At 72.6% G+C, this 18,054-nt stretch carries 9 protein-coding genes; 2 read left to right on the top strand and 7 right to left on the bottom strand.

What is annotated here, in order from left to right:
* Positions 1-51 precede the first annotated feature (51 nt).
* From AC1DW8_RS10360 to AC1DW8_RS10390, 7 genes are all read right to left on the bottom strand, one after another.
* A complete protein-coding gene (locus tag AC1DW8_RS10360; protein WP_478093781.1) occupies positions 52-6,375 on the bottom strand; it encodes an Ig-like domain-containing protein in 6,324 nt (2,107 codons plus the stop codon).
* Entirely contained in the window at positions 6,372-7,157 is a 786-nt protein-coding gene (locus AC1DW8_RS10365; RefSeq protein WP_056779672.1) for a hypothetical protein, read from the bottom strand. The genes AC1DW8_RS10360 and AC1DW8_RS10365 overlap by 4 nt, the downstream gene beginning before the upstream one ends.
* Positions 7,158-7,334: 177 nt before the next feature.
* Positions 7,335-9,035, bottom strand: a complete 1,701-nt coding sequence (locus AC1DW8_RS10370) for a serine/threonine-protein kinase (protein WP_478093784.1) — start codon at positions 9,033-9,035, stop codon at positions 7,335-7,337.
* Between the two features lie 43 nt (positions 9,036-9,078).
* Positions 9,079-11,772, bottom strand: coding sequence for an FHA domain-containing protein (locus AC1DW8_RS10375; RefSeq protein ID WP_478093786.1), 2,694 nt, complete (start codon positions 11,770-11,772; stop codon positions 9,079-9,081).
* A 2-nt stretch (positions 11,773-11,774) separates the two neighbouring features.
* Positions 11,775-12,587, bottom strand: a complete 813-nt coding sequence (locus AC1DW8_RS10380) for a PP2C family protein-serine/threonine phosphatase (protein WP_056780396.1) — start codon at positions 12,585-12,587, stop codon at positions 11,775-11,777.
* Complete coding sequence (locus AC1DW8_RS10385; RefSeq protein WP_056780399.1) at positions 12,584-13,135, bottom strand: hypothetical protein; 552 nt, start codon at positions 13,133-13,135, stop codon at positions 12,584-12,586. Before AC1DW8_RS10385 ends, AC1DW8_RS10380 begins: the two co-directional genes overlap by 4 nt.
* A gap of 267 nt (positions 13,136-13,402) precedes the next feature.
* Positions 13,403-14,902 (bottom strand): CCA tRNA nucleotidyltransferase, encoded by a 1,500-nt coding sequence (locus AC1DW8_RS10390; RefSeq protein ID WP_478093788.1) that lies wholly within the window; start codon positions 14,900-14,902, stop codon positions 13,403-13,405.
* Positions 14,903-15,103: 201 nt separating this feature from the next.
* Here AC1DW8_RS10390 and AC1DW8_RS10395 point away from each other — a divergent pair, with 201 nt between their 5' ends.
* Both AC1DW8_RS10395 and AC1DW8_RS10400 read left to right on the top strand, forming a co-directional pair.
* Entirely contained in the window at positions 15,104-15,589 is a 486-nt protein-coding gene (locus AC1DW8_RS10395; protein ID WP_020141640.1) for an NUDIX hydrolase, read from the top strand.
* Positions 15,590-15,642: 53 nt separating this feature from the next.
* Entirely contained in the window at positions 15,643-18,027 is a 2,385-nt protein-coding gene (locus tag AC1DW8_RS10400) for a DUF6049 family protein (RefSeq protein ID WP_056823332.1), read from the top strand.
* Positions 18,028-18,054: the final 27 nt, after the last annotated feature.

The following is an 18,054-nucleotide window of genomic DNA, read 5'->3' on the forward strand; positions in this document are numbered from 1 at the left end:
TGCCGTGTGGCTGGGTCGGGGCGCGGCCGGCTCCCTCGCGGGAGCGGACCGTCACCCCCAGGGATTGCGTTGCGCGGAGTCGGACCCGTTCGACGACGAGCAGGTCACGCGGACCCAGCCGTTGGGGAACCCGAAGAACTTGTTGGAGTCGTTGCCGCCGTTGCTCGGGCGGTGCGACCCGCCGGAGCCGTTGTCGGGGTTGGACCAGCCGCCGTCGGAGCTGTCGACGGTGCAGCTGATGGCGCCGGTGTAGTTCGACAGGTTGTAGCCGATGTGGTTGCAGTTGGAGCCGCACTGGGTGCCGTCCGGCTTCAGACACCCGGTCGCGCCGCAGCCGCTGCCCTTGTAGACCGAGTTCACCTTGGGCTTGGGCGCGGCGTTCGTCGTGCCCGAGATCGAGGTGTACGGACCCCAGCCCGAGTCGGTCGCGAAGGCGCGGACCCGGACGGTGCGCGTGTCGCTGTAGCCGAGGCCACCGATCGTCGTCGACTCCCGGCCGGCGCCGAACGTCTCGTTCTTGTCGCCGGTCACCTGGTACTGCGTGATCGGGCGGCCGTTGTTGGTCGGCGCGTTCCACGTGAACGTGATGCTGTTGTTGTCGTGGTTCTCGCCCGGGTTGCGGATGGCGTTGGTCGGCCCGTAGGGGTGCACCCGGATCGCATTGGACATCGGCGAGCAGTAGCCGGCGGAGTTGCAGGCCCGGATGGCGATGGTCCTCGACGTCGTGTCGAGCGGCCGTGTCGTCCCGGCAGTCGGGCAGCTGGTGCCCGAGCAGGGGAACGAGCCGGTGACCCCGTCGGTCGTCCAGTGGATCCGGTCGTAGCCGCCGGCGTGCGCGCTCCCGACCTGGAAGGTGACGTCGATCGTCTTGTCGGCGCGGGGGGTCGTGGCCGTGAGGAGGGTCGGGGTGTCCGGGTAGCCGTTGGCCGTGTAGCTCGAGAAGTTGGCCTTGTCGGAGGTTGCCGGACCGCCGTTGGTGGCGGTCACGACGTACTGCACCGTCTGGCCCTCGTAGGGGATCGTGTCGCTCGCGACGCGCGAGTCACCACCGGAGCGGGTCGCGATGAGGCTCCAGGCGCCACCACCGGTGCGACGGAACACGTCGTACTTCGTGATGGGCGGACCGTTCGGGTCCGTCGCCTCCCAGGCGATGGAGACCTGGGCGTTGGTCTCGCCGGGCACCGGGTCGCGCGGGCTCAGCGTCGGAGCGGGCACGGCAGCCGGCTTGCCGAAGGACTGGGCCTTGACCTGGGCCCCGAAGGGACCCCAGCCGGCCTCGTTGTTGGCCTGGACGCGGACGTTGTAGGCGTCGTTGTTGATCAGGCCGCTGATGACCTTGGTCAGACCAGGGGCCGCGACCTCCGCCTGTCCGGTGGCGCCGGCGCTGCCGCCGATGTTGACCCACTGGACGCGGTACTTGAGCACCTTGCTGCCCTCGTTCGGCGGCTCGCTCCAGCGCACCGTCAGCTTGCGGTCGCCCGGCGTGATGTCGGTGATCGACGTCGCCTTCGGCTTGGTGTCGGGCCGCACCGTGTTGCTGCGCGGGCTCTGGTCGGACCAGCCGACCGGGTTGCGGCTGCGGACGGTGAACGAGTAGTCCTGACCGTTGGTCAGACCCGTGATGGTGCACGGTGACGACGAGCAGGCCTTGGTGCCGCCGCCCGGTCCGATGGTTGTGACCTCGTAGGCCTGGATCGGCAGGCCGCCGTCGTAGGCCGGTGGGCGGAAGTCGACCCGCGCGCTGCTGCCGAGGATGCGGTCGGCGACCGCGGTCGGGGCAGCCATGGGGTCGGGCTTGCTGCGGACGCTGACGGAGACCTGGCCGAGCGCCGAGGGTCGACCGGGAGCGTCGACGGCCTGCACCGTGATGCGGGCGTCACCGCGACCCTTGTCGGAGGCCGAGACCGTGAGCTGGCACCCGCTCTGGGTGACGCTGACGCCCGTGCCCGAGACGACCCGGGCCGACTGCACCTGGCAGCGAGGGGCCGTCAGCGGGCTGTCGAGGTACTGCGAGAGGTTCACCGTGCGGCTCGTCCCGGCGATGAGACCCTCGATCCGGACCGGACGCAGGGTCGCGGCGGGTGGGGCGCTGACGACCCGCACCTTGATCTTGTAGGACTCCGCCCCGCCCTTGGCCTTGACGGTGACCGCACCGGTGGAGCCCTCCTGGGCGGCCGGCTGGGCCCTGAGCACGACCTGGCGCCCACCGGCGCCCGCCTGGTTCAGGTCGACGCGGTCGATGGCCGGGTCCCACGTCGCTTCGTACTGCGCGGTGTTGGCGTCCATCCCGGTGGGCAGCCACGCGTGGCAGAGCCTCGGGATGTCGAAGGTGCGGGCCGGGCCGTCGGCGACGAGGCGGACCTCGTGGTCGGGGCAGCGCAGCACCGGCACGTCGGGCCCGATCTGGACCGGGATCGTGACGTAGGTCGTCTGGGCCGTCTTGTCGGCCGGACCTGTCGCGTTCGTGACCTCGAGCATGAGCGCGGCCGGACCGACGTAGCCGTTGGTCGCGGTCAGCTTGAGTGCGGTGGCCGACGTCACCGACGACTGGAGGTCATCTTCCGGCGACGTCGAGACCGTCTCGGGCGAGGTGACCGCGATCCTGCCGCCGCGCGGGTCGACGACGTAGTCGGCAAGGTCGACGTCGACCGTCGAGTCGGCGCCCATCTTGATGGTCTTGCCGTCGACGACGTAGGGCACACCGTTGGTGCCGGCCGGCACGTAGATGAGGGCCATCGCCGAGGCGCCGTCGGCGTCCTCGATGACGTACGGGACGACGCGGGCCTGCGGTCGCAGCTGGATGCGCAGCTTGCGGCCCTCGCGGGCGACGCCGTCGCCGATGAACTTCGTGATCTTGAGACTCGCCTGGTCACCGTCGAGGTCGCGGTCGTTGGCGAGCGCGTCGACGAGGATCGAGGTCTCGCCCTGCTTGGCGAGGCCGGTGTCGTCGACGGCGATCGGCGGGTTGTTGAAGTCCTTCTGGCCGCGGACGGTCAACGTCGACTTCGACGCGTCGAAGAGCCCGTCGGTGATGCCGTAGGTCAGCACCTTGGCCGGGCCGTCCTCGGGGGCGACGACCTTGAAGGTGTCGTCCTTCTGCTTCTGGAAGTCCTTGAGCACGTCGGCGTCGTTGAGCGTCGACAGGTCGATGAACGACACCGAGTCACCCGCCGCGATGAGGTCGTTGGACAGGACGTCGGCGTGGACCGTGCGCCCGGGGGCGGCGACGACGTCGTCCTCGACGGCGACCGGCGGCTGCGGGTCGCCCGGCTGGACGACGCCGACGCGCACGAAGCCCTCGCTCGTCAGGCCGAAGCGGTCGCGCAGCTGGTAGCGGATGACCTCCGTGCCGGCGCTGCGGGGGTAGGCCTCGTAGCGGATCGTCGCCGCACCGAAGCCGAGGACACGACCGAGCTTGAGGTCGACGGCCTTGCCGTCCTCGCCGACGATCCCGCTGACGAAGGTGAGGTCACCGTCGGGGTCGACGCCGCTCGTCGGCACCGTGATGGCCAGGGTGTCACCGGCCGTCACGCTGGCCGAGAAGCTGCGCGCCGACGGGGGCTGGTTGGGGTACTTCACCGCATCGGGCAGCGGGTTGATCGTGACGTTGATGCGCCCGGTCACCGCCCGGGCGCGCAGGCCCTCCGGGTAGGTGGCGTACTCGAGGATGGCCGACGTCGGGCCCTTGAGGGTCTCCTGGTCGGGGACGTAGCGCACGACGGTGCCGGAGGCGAAGGCCTGACCGCCGCCGGAGAGCACCTTGACGCCGGCGGGGTCGAGCTTGAGCGGGATGCCCTCGCTCATGGAGTCGTTGTCGAGCGCCGGGATCGTCACGGCGTCACCGACGCGCACGGTCGCGACGTCGTCGACGACCGTCGGGAGCACCTTGTCCTTGGGCTCCGGCTTCTGCACGACCGACAGCTGTCCGACCGCGGTCTGCGTGCCGTCGCTGATCGTGTAGCTGACGGTGCCGCGGCGCGGCGTGGCACCGTCGAGCGGGGCCGTGGCCTCGGCGCGGACCCACCGGCCCTGCACGACCGAGACGCGCAGCCACGCGTCACCGGTGACGACGCGCTGGACCACGAGGACGTCGCTGCGCGGGCTGTAGTCGTTGGAGAGCACGTCGGCGATGACCGGCGTCTGACCACGGAGCACGGCGGCGTCCGGCGTCGCGACGGGCGGCAGGTCGACCGACGGGTTCGGCAGGATGTCGACGCGGATCCGGCCGACGCTGACGCCGGAACCGACCTGGGCGGCATACGTCACCGTCGAGGTGCCGGGGGTCTGCCCCGTCACCGTGAGGACGCTCGTGTCGAGGTTGGTGTCGAGCTTGAGCTGGCCCGGGCCCTTGACCGACTGCGCGAGGCGCATGCGGGCCTGCGGGTCGGTCGGGTCGGCGCCGGCGATGTCGTTGCCGAGCGGCTGGAGCTGCACCGGCTTGCCGACGACCGCGCGCACGACGTCGGGCTGCGTCTTCGGCGGGACGGCCTTGCTGTCCTGCTCGCTCAGCACGTCGAGCGTGACCGACGCCTTCTGGGTGCCGCCGCGGCCGTCGTCGACGACGTAGTCGACGACCTGGTCGCCCTTGTCGCCCTGGGCCTTGACCGTGAGCGCGCCGGAGCCGTCGACGCCCGTGGTCGTCGGGTCGACCGCCGAGACCTGGATCGGGTCGTTCTCGGCGTCGCGCCAGTCGGCGATGACGCCGATGCGCACCGAGCCACTCGCCACGACGGGGTACTTCGCCTGGGCGAGCTTGGCCTGACCGGTGCGGATCTTCGGCGGGGTGTTGGTGTCGGCGCCGACGATGCGGACGTTGACCTTGGCCGTGGCCCGGCCGTTCTTGGCGATCGTGCCGTTGTTGACGGTGTAGTCGAAGGAGAACGAGCCGCTGGCCTCCTCCGGCACGGTCACCTGGACGGTCTGGCCGTCGGCCGAGGCGCTCGAGGAGATGCCCTCGACGCCGGGCTGGGTGACGTCCCCCGGGGAGATCGCGAGGATCGAGCCCTGCGAGTCGGAGTCGTTGTCGAGCACGTGCAGGGTCGAGGTGCGCCCGGCACGGACCTGGAGGTTGTCCGGCTGCGCCTTGGGCGGCGTGCGGCTCACCTCGTCGTCGACGAGGTTCTCGTCCTTCTTCTTGTTCTTGTCGTCGGTCTGCGGCGGCGGGATGACCGAGTTCCAGTTGTCGATCTTGACGCGGTTGCGGTCGATGTCCCAGACGTCACCGGAGTCGAGGTCGTTGAGGACGATGAGCCCACGGTTGACGCGCAGCTTGACGCCGTCGGTGCGCACGCCCTTCTTCATCGCTCCGAGGTCGACCGTGTCGGCGTCGGTGGGCGACCCGCAGTTGCGGCCGTAGTAGACGTTGGAGGCCCCCGCCCACGCCGCGTGGATGCAGCTCGCGAGACGCACGGGCGCGGAGAGGAAGAGCCGCTGGCCCGGAGCGCCCTGGCTCAGCTTCACGCCACCGGTCGTCGGGCTGTCGCCGGTCAGGGAGACCTGCGTCAGCTGCGCCTCGTCCTGGATGAGGACGGACGCCGCGTCGGGGCCCGGCTGCTGGAGGGCGGCGAAGGCGGGGTTGCCGGGCTCGGCGTTGCCGAGCGAGAGCTGCTCCGGCTCGGTGAGCGCGTCGGAGTAGAGCTTGCCGGTGGCGGAGTCCCAGACGACCCAGTGGCTGCCGACCGCCGTCACCTGCGCCGACTTCGACGTGAAGCCGAGCTTCGTCGTGACCGGCTTGGCGAAGGCGTTGCCCTCGGGCCTCAGCAGGGTGACCGTGCCCACCTCGGCGGACACGGCATACACCGTGCCGTCGACGCCGACGGCGACGGCGGAGTTGCCGCCCACCTTCGCGAGCGGCTTGGCCTGGGTCTGGAGGGCGTCGAGGCCGGTGATGCCGCTCCGGTCGTCGACCCGCTGGGCCCGCAGCTCGCCCTTGGCCGGGTCGATCATCGCGATCGTCCCGCCGCGCACGTCGACGAGGGGGGTGGTGAAGACGCGGTTGCCGGTGGCCGTGCTCGGCTTCGGCACGACGATCGACTGCTCAGGAGCGAGGGTGCCCTCGGCCGGGTTGATCGGGACGATCTGGTTGCTCGCCTTGGAGTAGCCGACGATCGCGGCGCCGTCCTGGAAGATGTCGAGACCCGAGCCGGTCGAGCCGTCGGACAGGACGCCGGCGTCGAGCTGCCCCGCCGGCTTGTTGATGCGGCCGAAACGCGCCTGCTCGGAGTTGGTGACCCAGATGCCACCGTCGTTGAGGTCGGCCTTGCGCGCCACCTCGCCCTCGCTGCGGGCGGCGAGCCACACGAGCAGGCTCGCGACGAGGGCGACGACGACGGTGGAGATGACTCCGACCCGTCGCTTGGTGGCGGCGGTGCTCATGCGTTCCCCTGTTCGGCGACGACCATGCGGTCCTCGGGCCGGTTCTCTTCAGCTGGCGTGGTGTCGGTGGTGGCCGGGTCGTCGATGAGGGCGAGGTCGTCCTCGGTGACGAGCTTCGTCGAGAGCGCGTGCTCGACGAGTCGGGCCTTGCGGTTGGTCGCGAGCTTGCCGACGCCGCCGTGCAGGCCGCGCGTGCCGGCGTCGGCGAGCTTCTGGCAGACGTTGTCGAGCTTGCGGTTGAAACGGGTGATGGTCCAGCCGAGCCGGTCGGCGGCAGCGGCCGAGGAGGGTATCTGGCTCGTACCCGCTTCCCGGCGGCGGAGGAACGGCTCGCAGAGCGCGACGATGAGCAGCTTCTGGTCGGGGGTGAACGAGACGCGCCCGACCGTGGCCGCGCCGACCTCCTCGTCGTCGGAGTCGGCGGGTGGGTCGGCCGTCACCGACGTGAACGCGGGGCTCGCGACGTGGATCTCGAAGTCGTAGGTCGTGGGGCCGGCCGTGAACCAGACGATGAGCTGCTTCATCGCGAGCGGGATCTTCGCGCCCGGGTTGAGCCACGCCTGGAAGAGGCCCTGCTCGTCGGCGACCGTGGCCGTCAGCGTCGAGCCGGTGTTGCTCAGCCACCAGAAGCCGTTCTCGAAGGACACGACGAGGAAGGTGCGGTGCAGGTAGGGGTTGTCGTCCACCTCGATGTCGCCGGTGCGACCGATGGTCAGGCCGGTGTCGGGTGACACGGAGTACTCCTCGCCGCAGAACACGACGGTCACCTTGCTGTGGATCACGATCAGGTCCCCTAATTCCTGTCGACACGCTCTCGCGCGGGTGCTCGCGGCTAACGATGTCCGGCCGCGCGGCGTTACGGACGTCTGTGGTGGTTTGGTGGTGTCTGCGTCGAGGTTGCCGGTCCGACCGTTTCGTGTCCACCCGCCGGCATACTCAGCAGCTGGTGCCGCCCGCCCTCACTGCGCGGTCTCGCACTGGACGTCGGCCCCCGGGGAGGCCTGGCCAGCGCGGGCCACGACGACGGTGGCACACACCTTGGTGCCCTTCGGTGCCTTGACGGTGTAGGTCCTGGCCGTGACGGAGACGAGCCTGGCCCGCTCCGGGTTCCCCGCGTCGGACGGCGTCGGTCCGTAGGACACCCGGAAGGTGTCCTTCGTGGAGGGCTGCGGGTAGTTCCACGTGAAACGGACACTGCCCCGGCCCGACGTCGCCGAGATGGTGGGCTTGTCGAAGACACCGTCGCCGATCGCGCTGTCGTCACCGGGCATCGAGACGGTGGCGCTCGGCGTGGGCGTCGCCGGACTCGGGTCACCGGACCGGGACCGGAGCACGAGGAAGGCGACGAGACCGACGAGCACGACGACCGAGGCGGCCAGACCCCAGAGCACCGCGGGCTTCGCGAGCGGGGACGTCGGTGCCGGCGCGGAAGCCGGACGTGCTTGTGTCCCTTGCGTGCTCGCGGCGCGACGGACCGTCGCCTCCTCGGCGGAGTCGCTCCCGAGCGGAGCGGTCTGGCTCCTCACCGGGTCGGTCACGTCGGCCGGACGAACCGGGGCCGCTGCGGCCGGGACGCCCGGGCTCGGCATCGGTGCGGGCGACCACCGCTGCCCGCCGGCCTCGGAGCGGCGGCGCGTCTCGTCGTCGAGCATCGTCGGCGACGGACCGACGGGTTGGGCGACCACGGTCTGCGGCGCCTTGATCCGGGTCCGGTCGTCGTCGTCACCGCCGCGGCCGGTCGGCGAGCCCTGGGTCTGGCTGACGAGCGTCGTGTGACCCTGCTCGTCGAGGACGACGATCGGCGTGCGGCCCAACCGCTGCTGCTGCTCGACCGCCTGCAGCGCCCGGGCGAACTCGAGCGCCGACGCCGGTCGGTGCGCGGGGTCCTTGGCCATCGCCTGGGCCAGCAGGCGCTCGAGACCGGCCGGCACGTCCTGGCGACCCGTCGCGGGCGGCGCGGTGCTCCGGATCCGCGGCATCAACGCATACGCCGAGTTGTCACCGCCCGGGATCTCGAACGGCGAACGGCCGACGAGCAGCTGCCACAGCGTCGCGGCGAGCGAGTAGACGTCGGAGCGCTCGTCGCCGTTGCTCTGGCCGTAGAGCACCTCCGGCGGGGCCCACGGCACCGAGACGCCGACGTCGTCGGTGGTCTCGGCCGGGGCGTCGCCCTCGCGGGCGCCGCGACCGGCGATGCCGAAGTCGGTCAGGCCAGGAGCGCCGTAGGCGCTGATGAGGACGTTGGCCGGCTTGATGTCGCGGTGCGTGATGTGGGCGCGGTGCGCCGTCTCGACGGCACTCGCGAGCTGGATGCCGGTGCGCAGGACGTCCTCGCCGGAGAAGCGCTCGGCCCGGGCCCGCATCGCCAGGTTGGGCGGCGGGTAGTACTTCATGACGAGGTAGGGCCGGCCGTCGTCGGACGCACCGGAACGGAAGACCTGCACGATGTACGGGTGGTCGCCCAGGGCGGCCATGGTGTCGGCCTCCTCGACGAACTGCTGGCGCAGCGCGTCGGTCAGGCCCTCGGACTTGAGCACCTTGACCGCGACCGGCATGCGGGGGCTCTGCTGCTCGTAGAGGAAGACGTCGGCGTAGCCGCCGGAGCCGAGCGGCTGGACGAAGACGAGACCCGGGATCTTCGGGGGCGCACCCTTCTTCACGAGGCACCTCCGTCCGCGGCCGGCAGGTGGTCGGGCGTGCGGGTCACGACGCCGCCTCGAAGGTGAAGGAGACCTCGTCGGCCATGGACACGAGCGACCCGGGCTCGAGGACCTGCTGGTCGTTGGCACGCAGGCGGAGCGGGCTCTCGCCGGGCAGCGTCACCGTCGTGCCGTTCGTCGTCCCGAGGTCGCGGATGAGCACGTGCCAGCCCTCGAGGATGACCTCGACGTGGTTGCGCGAGACGTCACGCTCGGGGCTCGGGACCTTGACCACGTGCGGTCGGTCGTGGACGGCCAGGCCGTCGCCGAGCTTCGGCGCGCGGCCGAGCAGCACGCTGCGGTCGAGGGTCACGACGTCACCCGTCGACAGGCGGAGCACGCCCAGCGGCGGTCGCGGCATCGTGAACGGCTCCTGCGGCGGGATGCTCGAGCCGCACACCCGGCAGCGATCACTGTGCGGAGGCGTCGGGTGGCCCGCTGAGCAGAGGACGGCGAGGACGCTGGGTCCGGAGAAGGTCTGGTTCTGCGCGGCGTTGCGTGCCTCGAGGAGGGCGCTTCGGTCGACGGTCAGCTCCGTCTCGTCGTCGTCCGTCCCCGCGCCGAGGTCGGCGGTGTGTGCGGGCGGGTCCGCGACGGGTTCCGTGCCCGTGGCCGCCGGGGGGACCGGGGGCAGGGCGACGGGGAGCGAGACGGGCACGTCGAAGGTGGGCTCGGCAGGCGGCTGCGCCGCGCTCGCGTATGCCGTCGCGGCCGTCGGTGCGGATGGCGCGGTCTGCGCGGGGGCAGGGGCGGGGGCGGGGGCGGGGACGGTGCTCGCCGGCGGCGGTCCGGTCGAGATGAGCGGGGTCGCCTCTGGTGCGCGGACGCCGGGGGGCGGGGTGTTCATCGGGGGGAGCAGGCTCGGGGCCGGCGGCGGCGTGTGCCGCCCCGAGAAGGTCGGGACCTCCGGCTCCGGCTTGGGCACCTCGGCGGCCGGGGTGGACCGCGCCCACGGCACGGAGGAGATGAGCCCACCCTCGGGCACGACAGGCGCCGACGGGATGGGCCGCGCCGGCACCTCGGGCGCCGGGGCAGCGTTCGTGACCGGCGCGTCGGACGCGTCGGCGACGGACGGGACGGACGGGTTGGGAAGGTGGTCGTCCTCGTCGTGCCCGGCCTCGTCCTCGTCGGACCGCGTCAGTGACGCGAGCACCTTGCGGTGCTCGTCGGCGGCCGTGGTGTGGCCGAAGAGGTAGTCGTAGCTCGGGGGCGCAGCGGGCTGGTCGTCGTCCGCGTCGTCCGTCTCGTCAGGGTCGTCGAGTGCGGAGGTGGTGGGCCCCGCGGCCGGACGACGGACTGCTCCGGCGACGGGGGCGGACGGAGCCGTCGACGTCGGGGACGCGTCGGGCTCGAGCACCGGGCGGGCGGCCCACGTCGAGTCGACGTCACGCGGCGCCGCCGCGGGCAGGTCGTCGGCCACGGGCGCCGGCGCTGTCGGCCCTGTGGGCGCTGTCGGCGCTGCCGGTGGGGGTGTCGGTACGGGTGTCGTCGCCGGTGCCGTCGTGGCGACGGGTGGCGGGGACGTCGGCGCCACGGGCGCGGTCAGCGGCGAGGGCGCCGGAGCAACGGCCTCGGTCGGCGAGGAGGCCGACGGCTGAGTCGGCGGCGTCACCGGCTCGGACGGCACGGACGGCACGGACGTGTCGTGACCGGATGCAGCGGCGGGGGCGGGTGTCTCGCCGGACGCACTGGCCCCGTCGCCCAGGAGGTCGCTCGACGGGGTGGCACGCACCGGCACGGCCGGGGTGACCGAGGTCCACGAGCGGAGCGCCGGCAGCGGAGCGGGGAGAGGCTCTGTCGCGACGACCTCCGGCGTGCGGGACGGCTCGGCCGCACTCTTGGAATGACCTTGCGCTGCAGGCTCTTCCGCACCCGACGTGTCGGACGTCGCTGCAGCAGAGGTGGATTCGTCGTTCGAGGTGCCGACGTCGGATGTCGTCGGCGGAGTGCCACCCTGGGCCCAGCTGCGTTCCCACGTCGAGCGGCCAGGCAGGCTCCGTGCGTCAGGACGGTCCGAGGCCGCACTGCCGTCAGCTATCGACGTGGCGAAGGTCGGGATGCCCGGCCCCATGGCGTCTTCGCGCCCGGGCGCCACCTCCGGCTCGGACACGGCCGCTGCGTCGGGAGGGTCCACGTGCTCCTCGCTCACCACCGGCGCACCGGCCCCACCGGTGGACGCCGCCGTCTGCGGCGGGGTCGCGTCGGCGGCCTCGTCCGGCACGGTGGGCTGCGCCGACTCGCCGCCGAGCGCTGCAGGGGATGCGGTGCCGGGCGACGGCGATCCGGCCGCGAGGCCCTGCGTGGGCACGGGCTGCGCCCGCTCGGCCTCCTCGAGCACGCGGAGCACGACCCGGTCGGGATGGTGGGGCAGCTCGAGGTCCGTCCAGACCTTGCTGCTCGTGGCTCGCACGTCGTGCTCGGTGCCGTCAGCGAGGGTCACGAGGGCCGAGACCGGGCCGAAGGCGACGATGCGCGTGCGGGGCTGCCAGTGCACGCCGACGAAGTGGTGCGCCTTGCGCATCCCGCCGACCGTCAGCACCTCGACGACGTCGTCGATGTCACCGCCGTCGGCAGCGTCGCTCGCGGCGATGGTGCGCTCATCGTCCTCGTCGAGTCCGATGAGCAGGTGCATGCCGGGGCCCCCGATGTGCGTCCACCCTTCGGGGGCCCGGTCGACAACCACGGACGGGCCACTCACGTCTACGACCTGCTCTCCCCTGATGAGCCGTTCACGTTCTCGCGCGGGGTCGTGTCCTCGTCGACGTCCGAGTCGGAGTCCTCGCCCTGTACGGCGACGACGATAGCAGTGACGTTGTCGCGGCCACCGGCTGCGACACCACGTCGCACGAGCTCCTCGGCGGCCTCGTGGGCGTCGGGGTGATCGGCGAGGACGGCCTCGATCTCCTCCCGGGTGAGCTCGTTGGACAGACCGTCGGAGCAGATGACGAACGCCTCGCCGGGGTAGGGCGGGAAGACCCACGTGTCGACGACACCCATCGGGTCGCGCCCGAGCGAGCGCGTGACGACGTTGCGCCCGGGGTGGCGGTGCGCCTGCTCCGGGGTGAGGAGGCCCCGCTCGACGAGCTCCCAGACCTCCGAGTGGTCGACGGTCACCTGCGAGAGCCGGCCGTCGAGGCAGCGGTAGACGCGGGAGTCGCCGATGTTGAAGACCGCCCAGTGACGCGACCCTCCGACGGACACGAGGGCGAGGCCGGCGACGGTCGTGCCCATCCCGGTCTGCTCGGGGTGTCGCGCGGCCGACGCGAGGATGCGGCGGTTGGCCTCGCCGACCTGGGCGACGATGTCGCGCACCTGCACGACGGGCCGGTCGGCGAGCTCGGCGACGGTCTCGGCGGCGATCCGGCTCGCGACCTCGCCCGCAGCATGGCCACCCATGCCGTCGGCGACGACGTAGACGGTGCCCCGCGTGCACGCGGAGTCCTCGTTGTGCGCCCGGACCCGACCGACATCGGTGGCCAGGCCTGCCGAGATGGCCGGCAGCGTCGTGCTCATGCGTCCACGTCCAGGTCGGTGGCAGTGGTGGCAGCGCCGGCGTCCGTGTCGTCAGCGGAGCCCCACGGGGTGACGCGCGCCGTCGTCAGCACCTGGCGGATGAGCTCGTAGTCGGCCACGGCGTCGGCGCCACCCACGGCGCCGGTCAGCTGGACGAGGTGTGCCGGGGCATCGGCCGCGGCGGACGCCCCGGAGGTCACGAGGTGGAAGAGGTTGGCCTGCAGGACGGTCTCGACGTCTGCGTCCGGCCACGTCGCGTCGCAGCCGACGAACTGCGCGCCCCCGAGGTCGGCGGCATACGGCTCGGAGACGGCTCCGCCCCGCGAGGTGGCCAGAGAGGCGATCTGCTCGAGGGAGTCCTCGATGCGGAAGGACGGCCCGCACTGCTCGATCGTGACGACGACGTTGGGTGCGAAGGCCCCCTCGCGCGGGAGTCGCGCCGCCATCGTCGTGCCCGGCGCGTGCGCGGGCTCCCAGCCCTCCGGCACCTCGAGGGCCACCGACGGCTGGCCCGGGAAGTCGGCGCTCGGGTAGGCGAGGGTGCTCATGGGCTCGTTCCTTTCGGTCGTTCCCGCGGGGGTCGGGGACGGCGCGGTCAGTCAATCATTCACGGCATGCCGTGTCAGATCGGGTGACGCACCGTCACGGCGGCGATGGCGGCGCGGGAACGAGGTCCCGTCGAGCGTACGACCGCACCACCGGCGCCGCGATGGGGAGAACTCCCCACCGCAACATGGGCGGCCGCTCAGGCGCAGCCCGCGCGGCGCAGCCCGCTCAGGCGCGGACACAAGGGGAAGCCCGACGGCCGCGAACCGTCAGCCCACCGACTCGCGGGCGGCCCACCAGGCGAGCAGCTTCTCGCGGGCGGCGTCCTTGCCGATGGGTCCGTCGTCGAGGCGGACCGACAGGAGGAAGTCGTAGGCCTCCCCCAGCACCGGACCGGGACGGATGGCCAGGGCCTCGGCGATCTCGTTGCCGTCGAGCTCGGGACGGACGCTCGCCAGCTCCTCCTCGGCCGCGAGGCGCTCGATGCGCTTCTCGAGGTCGTCGTAGGCCCGCGACAGCCGCTGCGCCTTGCGGGCGTTGCGCGTCGTGCAGTCCGACCGCGTCAGCCGGTGCAGGCGCGTGAGCAGTGGCCCGGCGTCGTTGACGTAGCGCCGCACGGCCGAGTCGGTCCACTGCCCGTCGCCGTAGCCGTGGAAGCGCAGGTGCAGCTCGACGAGGCGCGCGACCTGCTTGGTCGTGTCCTTGTCGAAGCGCATCGCCTTCATCCGCTTGCTCGCGAGCTTGGCGCCGACGAGCTCGTGGTGGTGGAAGGAGACGCCGCCGCCGTCCTCGAAGCGCCGGGTGGCCGGCTTGCCGATGTCGTGGAGGAGTGCGGCGAGACGCAGCACGAGGTCGGGGCCCGGCACCGACTCCGGCGGACCGTCGGGGGGGCCCTCGAGGTCGATCGCCTGCTCGAGGACGATGAGCGAGTGGTCGTAGACGTCCTTGTGCCGGTGGTGCTCGTCGAGCTCGAGGCGCAGCGCGGGCAGCTCGGGCAGGAAGACCTCGGCGAGACCGGTGTCGACGAGGAGGGTCAGACCGAGCCGGGGCCGGGGCGACAGGAGCAGCTTGGTGAACTCGTCGCGGACCCGTTCGGACGAGATGATCGAGAGCGTGCCGGCCCGCTCGACCATCGCGGCACGCACCTCGGGCGCGACGTCGAAGCCGAGCTGCGAGGCGAAGCGCGCCGCCCGCATCATCCGCAGCGGGTCGTCGGCGAAGGACTCCTCCGGCGCGGCCGGTGTCATGAGGCGCTGCCGCACGAGGTCGGAGAGCCCGCCGTGGACGTCGACGAACTCGAGGCTCGGCAGCCGGATCGCCATGGCGTTGACGGTGAAGTCGCGCCGGACGAGGTCGCCCTCGAGGTGGTCGCCGAACATCACCTCGGGCTTGCGTGACGTGCGGTCGTAGGTGTCGGCGCGGTAGGTCGTGATCTCGATGACGTGCGCACCCTTGCGCAGGCCGATCGTGCCGAACTCGCGACCGATGTCCCAGTGCGCGTCGGCCCATCCGACGACGAGCGCCAGGATGTCGTCGGGACGGGCGTCGGAGGTGAGGTCGAGGTCGGGTGAGACACGCCCGAGGAAGGCGTCGCGCACCGGCCCGCCGACGAGGGCCAGCTCGTGCCCGGCGGCGGCGAACCGCTCCCCCAGCTCGGTCAGCATGGGCAGGACGGGTGCGAGCCGGGCGACGGCGGCCCGCAGGAGCGGGAGTCCGGCGTCGACCGGCTCGTGGCTGTCGGCGAGGGGCGTGTCGGAACGGTCAGGCACCCGACCAGCCTAGTGAGCGTTCGCGCTGCTCCTGACCGCGCGCGTACGCGAGGGGTGGGCCACGCATACGCGCCCGGGAATCGCCCGGGACCCGACGGGGACCCGACCGACCCCGCCCCGGGCCCGCCGGTCGGCACCCCTCGCGTGCGGGGTCTCCCCGACGACGAGAGCGCTCCGGGCCTTGCCCGTTATGGTGGCGATGTGAGCGCGCAGCCCGTCCCCAGCCCCGTGCCGGGGAGGCGTCTGCCCGCCGTCGAGGAGCGTTCTGCGGGCGGCATCGTCGTGGACGTGCAGGAGGGCCTGGCCCTCATCGCGATCATCGCTCGCCGCAACCGGGCCGGCCGCGTCGAGTGGTGTCTGCCCAAGGGCCACGTCGAGCCGGGCGAGACGCTCGTCGAGACGGCCGCGCGCGAGGTGGCCGAGGAGACCGGCATCGTGGGCCGCGTGCTCGTCGAGCTCGGCACCATCGACTACTGGTTCGCGACGTCCAACAAGCGCGTCCACAAGTTCGTGCACCACTACCTCCTCGAGGCCACGGGCGGTGAGCTCTCCATCGAGAACGACCCCGACCACGAGGCCATCGACGTCGCCTGGATGCGTCTCGACGAGGTGCACCGCAGGCTCACTTTCCCCAACGAGCGCCGCATCGCGCAGGCGGCGTGGAACCGGCTGGCGGGGACGGCGTGATCCTTCGAGGGTCGCGGCGTCCCGACACGAGGGGGCGCCGCGGGAGCCACCTCGTGCGCCGGCTGACCGCCACGGCAGCGACGCTCGCGGCAATCGGCCTGTCCGTCGGCCCGGCCGCGAGCGCCGTCCCGTCCCCGGCCGGGCCGAGCACGTATGCCGCCGGGCCCGGTTCGTCCGCCACCCACCGAGCCGCCGTGGTGCCCGCCAAGGACGTCGCCGTCGTCGTGCTCGACACGCTGACACCCGCCGTCGTCGGACCCGGCACGGACGTCACCATCACGGGCACGGTCACCGCACCGCTCACCGGACCGCTCTCGGGCCCGGAGGTCCGGGTCGTGCGCGGCGACGTGACGGTCAACCAGCGCAGCGCCCTCGACGACTGGGCCACGGGCCGCACCGAGACGTCCGGCCGCACCGTCGACACGACGTCGCTGGCCACGGTCGCCGCCGGTCAGACGCAGCCCTTCACCGCGACGGTCCCGTGGGAGCGGCTGCGGTCCGACGATGCGTTCGCGGCGCTGCCGATCTCCGTCGAGGTCGTCCAGGAGGGCGCGAGCGAGCCCACCGGCATGACGCGCACCTTCATCGCCTGGAACGGCCGCAAGGAGTACGTCCCGCTCAAGGTCGCGACGGTCCTGCCCGTGACCCTCCCCCCCACCGTCGCGCTCGCCGCGCGCGACGACGCGGCCCGCCTGGCGGCCTGGGAGCAGGCGATCGGCCCCGACTCGCGGGTGGCCCGCATCCTCGAGGGCACGCGTGGCACGCCGGTCGACCTCGCCGTCGACCCGTCGGTGCTCGGTCCCGACCTGGGCGCCGGCTCCGGGACGACCGGTCCGACGCCGAGCGGTACGTCGACGCCCGGCGGCACCGGCACCACCGCTCCAGCGCCCTCCGGCACCTCGGGCACTCCCGCCCCGTCCGCCTCGGGAGCCACGGGCACCACGGGCACCCCGGCCCCGGCAGCCGGGACGAGCGCCCCCGCCCCCGATGGCACCACCCAGACCCCGTCGACCCCGCCGACGACGTCGACCCCGCCGCCGGCCGGCACCCCGTCCGAGGCCACGCTGGCCATCGCGCGCCTCGGCGACGACGTCGTCACGCAGCTGAGCGGGCGGAGCGTCTGGGCCCTGCCGTACGCCGACGCCGACGTCGCCGCCACGGTCGGCGTCGACCCGGTGAACTCCCTCGTGCGCGACCTCGTCAGCCGGGCGTCCACCCTCGCGGGCCGCCTCGGGCAGCCGGCCCGGGCCGACATCGTCTGGCCCGTCGACGGCCTCCTCCCCGCCGGGCGCGAGCAGGGCATCAAGACGCTGCTGTCCGGCACGACGGTCAAGAAGCCCGCCGGCATCGTCGTCAACGCCGCGGCTGTGACGAAGGAGACGGCATACACCCCGACCGCGCGGCGGGTCACGGCGAGCGGGACGCGGCTGCTCGCGTACAACACGCGTCTGTCCGCACTGCTCCCGAAGCGCACCGACCCCAGCCCCGTCCTGTCGGTGCAGCGCTACCTCGCCGAGACGCTCGTGCTGCTCGGCGAGCGCGCCGGCACGCCGCGCTCCGTGCTCGTCACCGCGCCGCGCACCTACGACCCCGACGCCGCCGACCTCGCGACCTTCCTCGCGGCCACGTCGAGCGCGCCCTGGCTCGAGACCGTGGACGCCGCGTCGCTGCTCACCGACAGCGGCAACGACAAGGCCGTGCCGCAGACGAGGCCGACCACCGCCGTGGCCTCCGCCGCCCCGAAGCCCGTGCTCAACGCGCGCCGGCTCGCCCGGATGGCCGACCAGCGCGACACGCTCCTCAGCGTCTCGTCGGTGCTGCGCGACGGCGAGGAGTTCGAGCGCACCTACCGCGAGGTGCTCGACGGGCTCGCAAGCGCCCGGTGGCGCTGGAACCCTGCCGGGTGGGTCACCCTGGCCAACTCGGTGGACGCCGACATCAAGGCCGCGACGAGCGCCATCCGGGTCGTGCCGCGCACGAGCACGATCAACCTGCTCGCCGAGAACGGCACGTTGCGCATCACGGTCGAGAACGGTCTCGACTACACCGTCGAAAACATCCGCCTGCGGCTCGTGCCCGACAACCCCCGGATCCGGATCGTCGAGCAGCCCGACCCCGTGACGATCGGGCCGTCCTCGCGCACCAACGTCCCCGTCGAGGTCGCCGCGGTGGCCGCGGGGCGCGCCGAGATCCGTGCCTTCCTCACGACCGCCGACGGCACCCAGATCGGCTCGCCCGCCACGATCCCCGTGTCGGCCAACCCGCTCGACGCCGCCATCTACTGGGTCGGCGGCATCCTCGTCGGGCTCGTCCTGCTGGCCGGCGTCATCCGCGCCGTGGTCAAGGGCACCTCGCGTGTCGACGAGATCGCCGACATCGAGGCCGTCACCGCGGCACACGAGGCGCTCGGCGATGCGGACGACCGGGATCACGACTGAGTCGGCCTAGGATGGGTGGCGAGCCAC

This window comes from Terrabacter sp. P2_E3 (assembly GCF_056403915.1).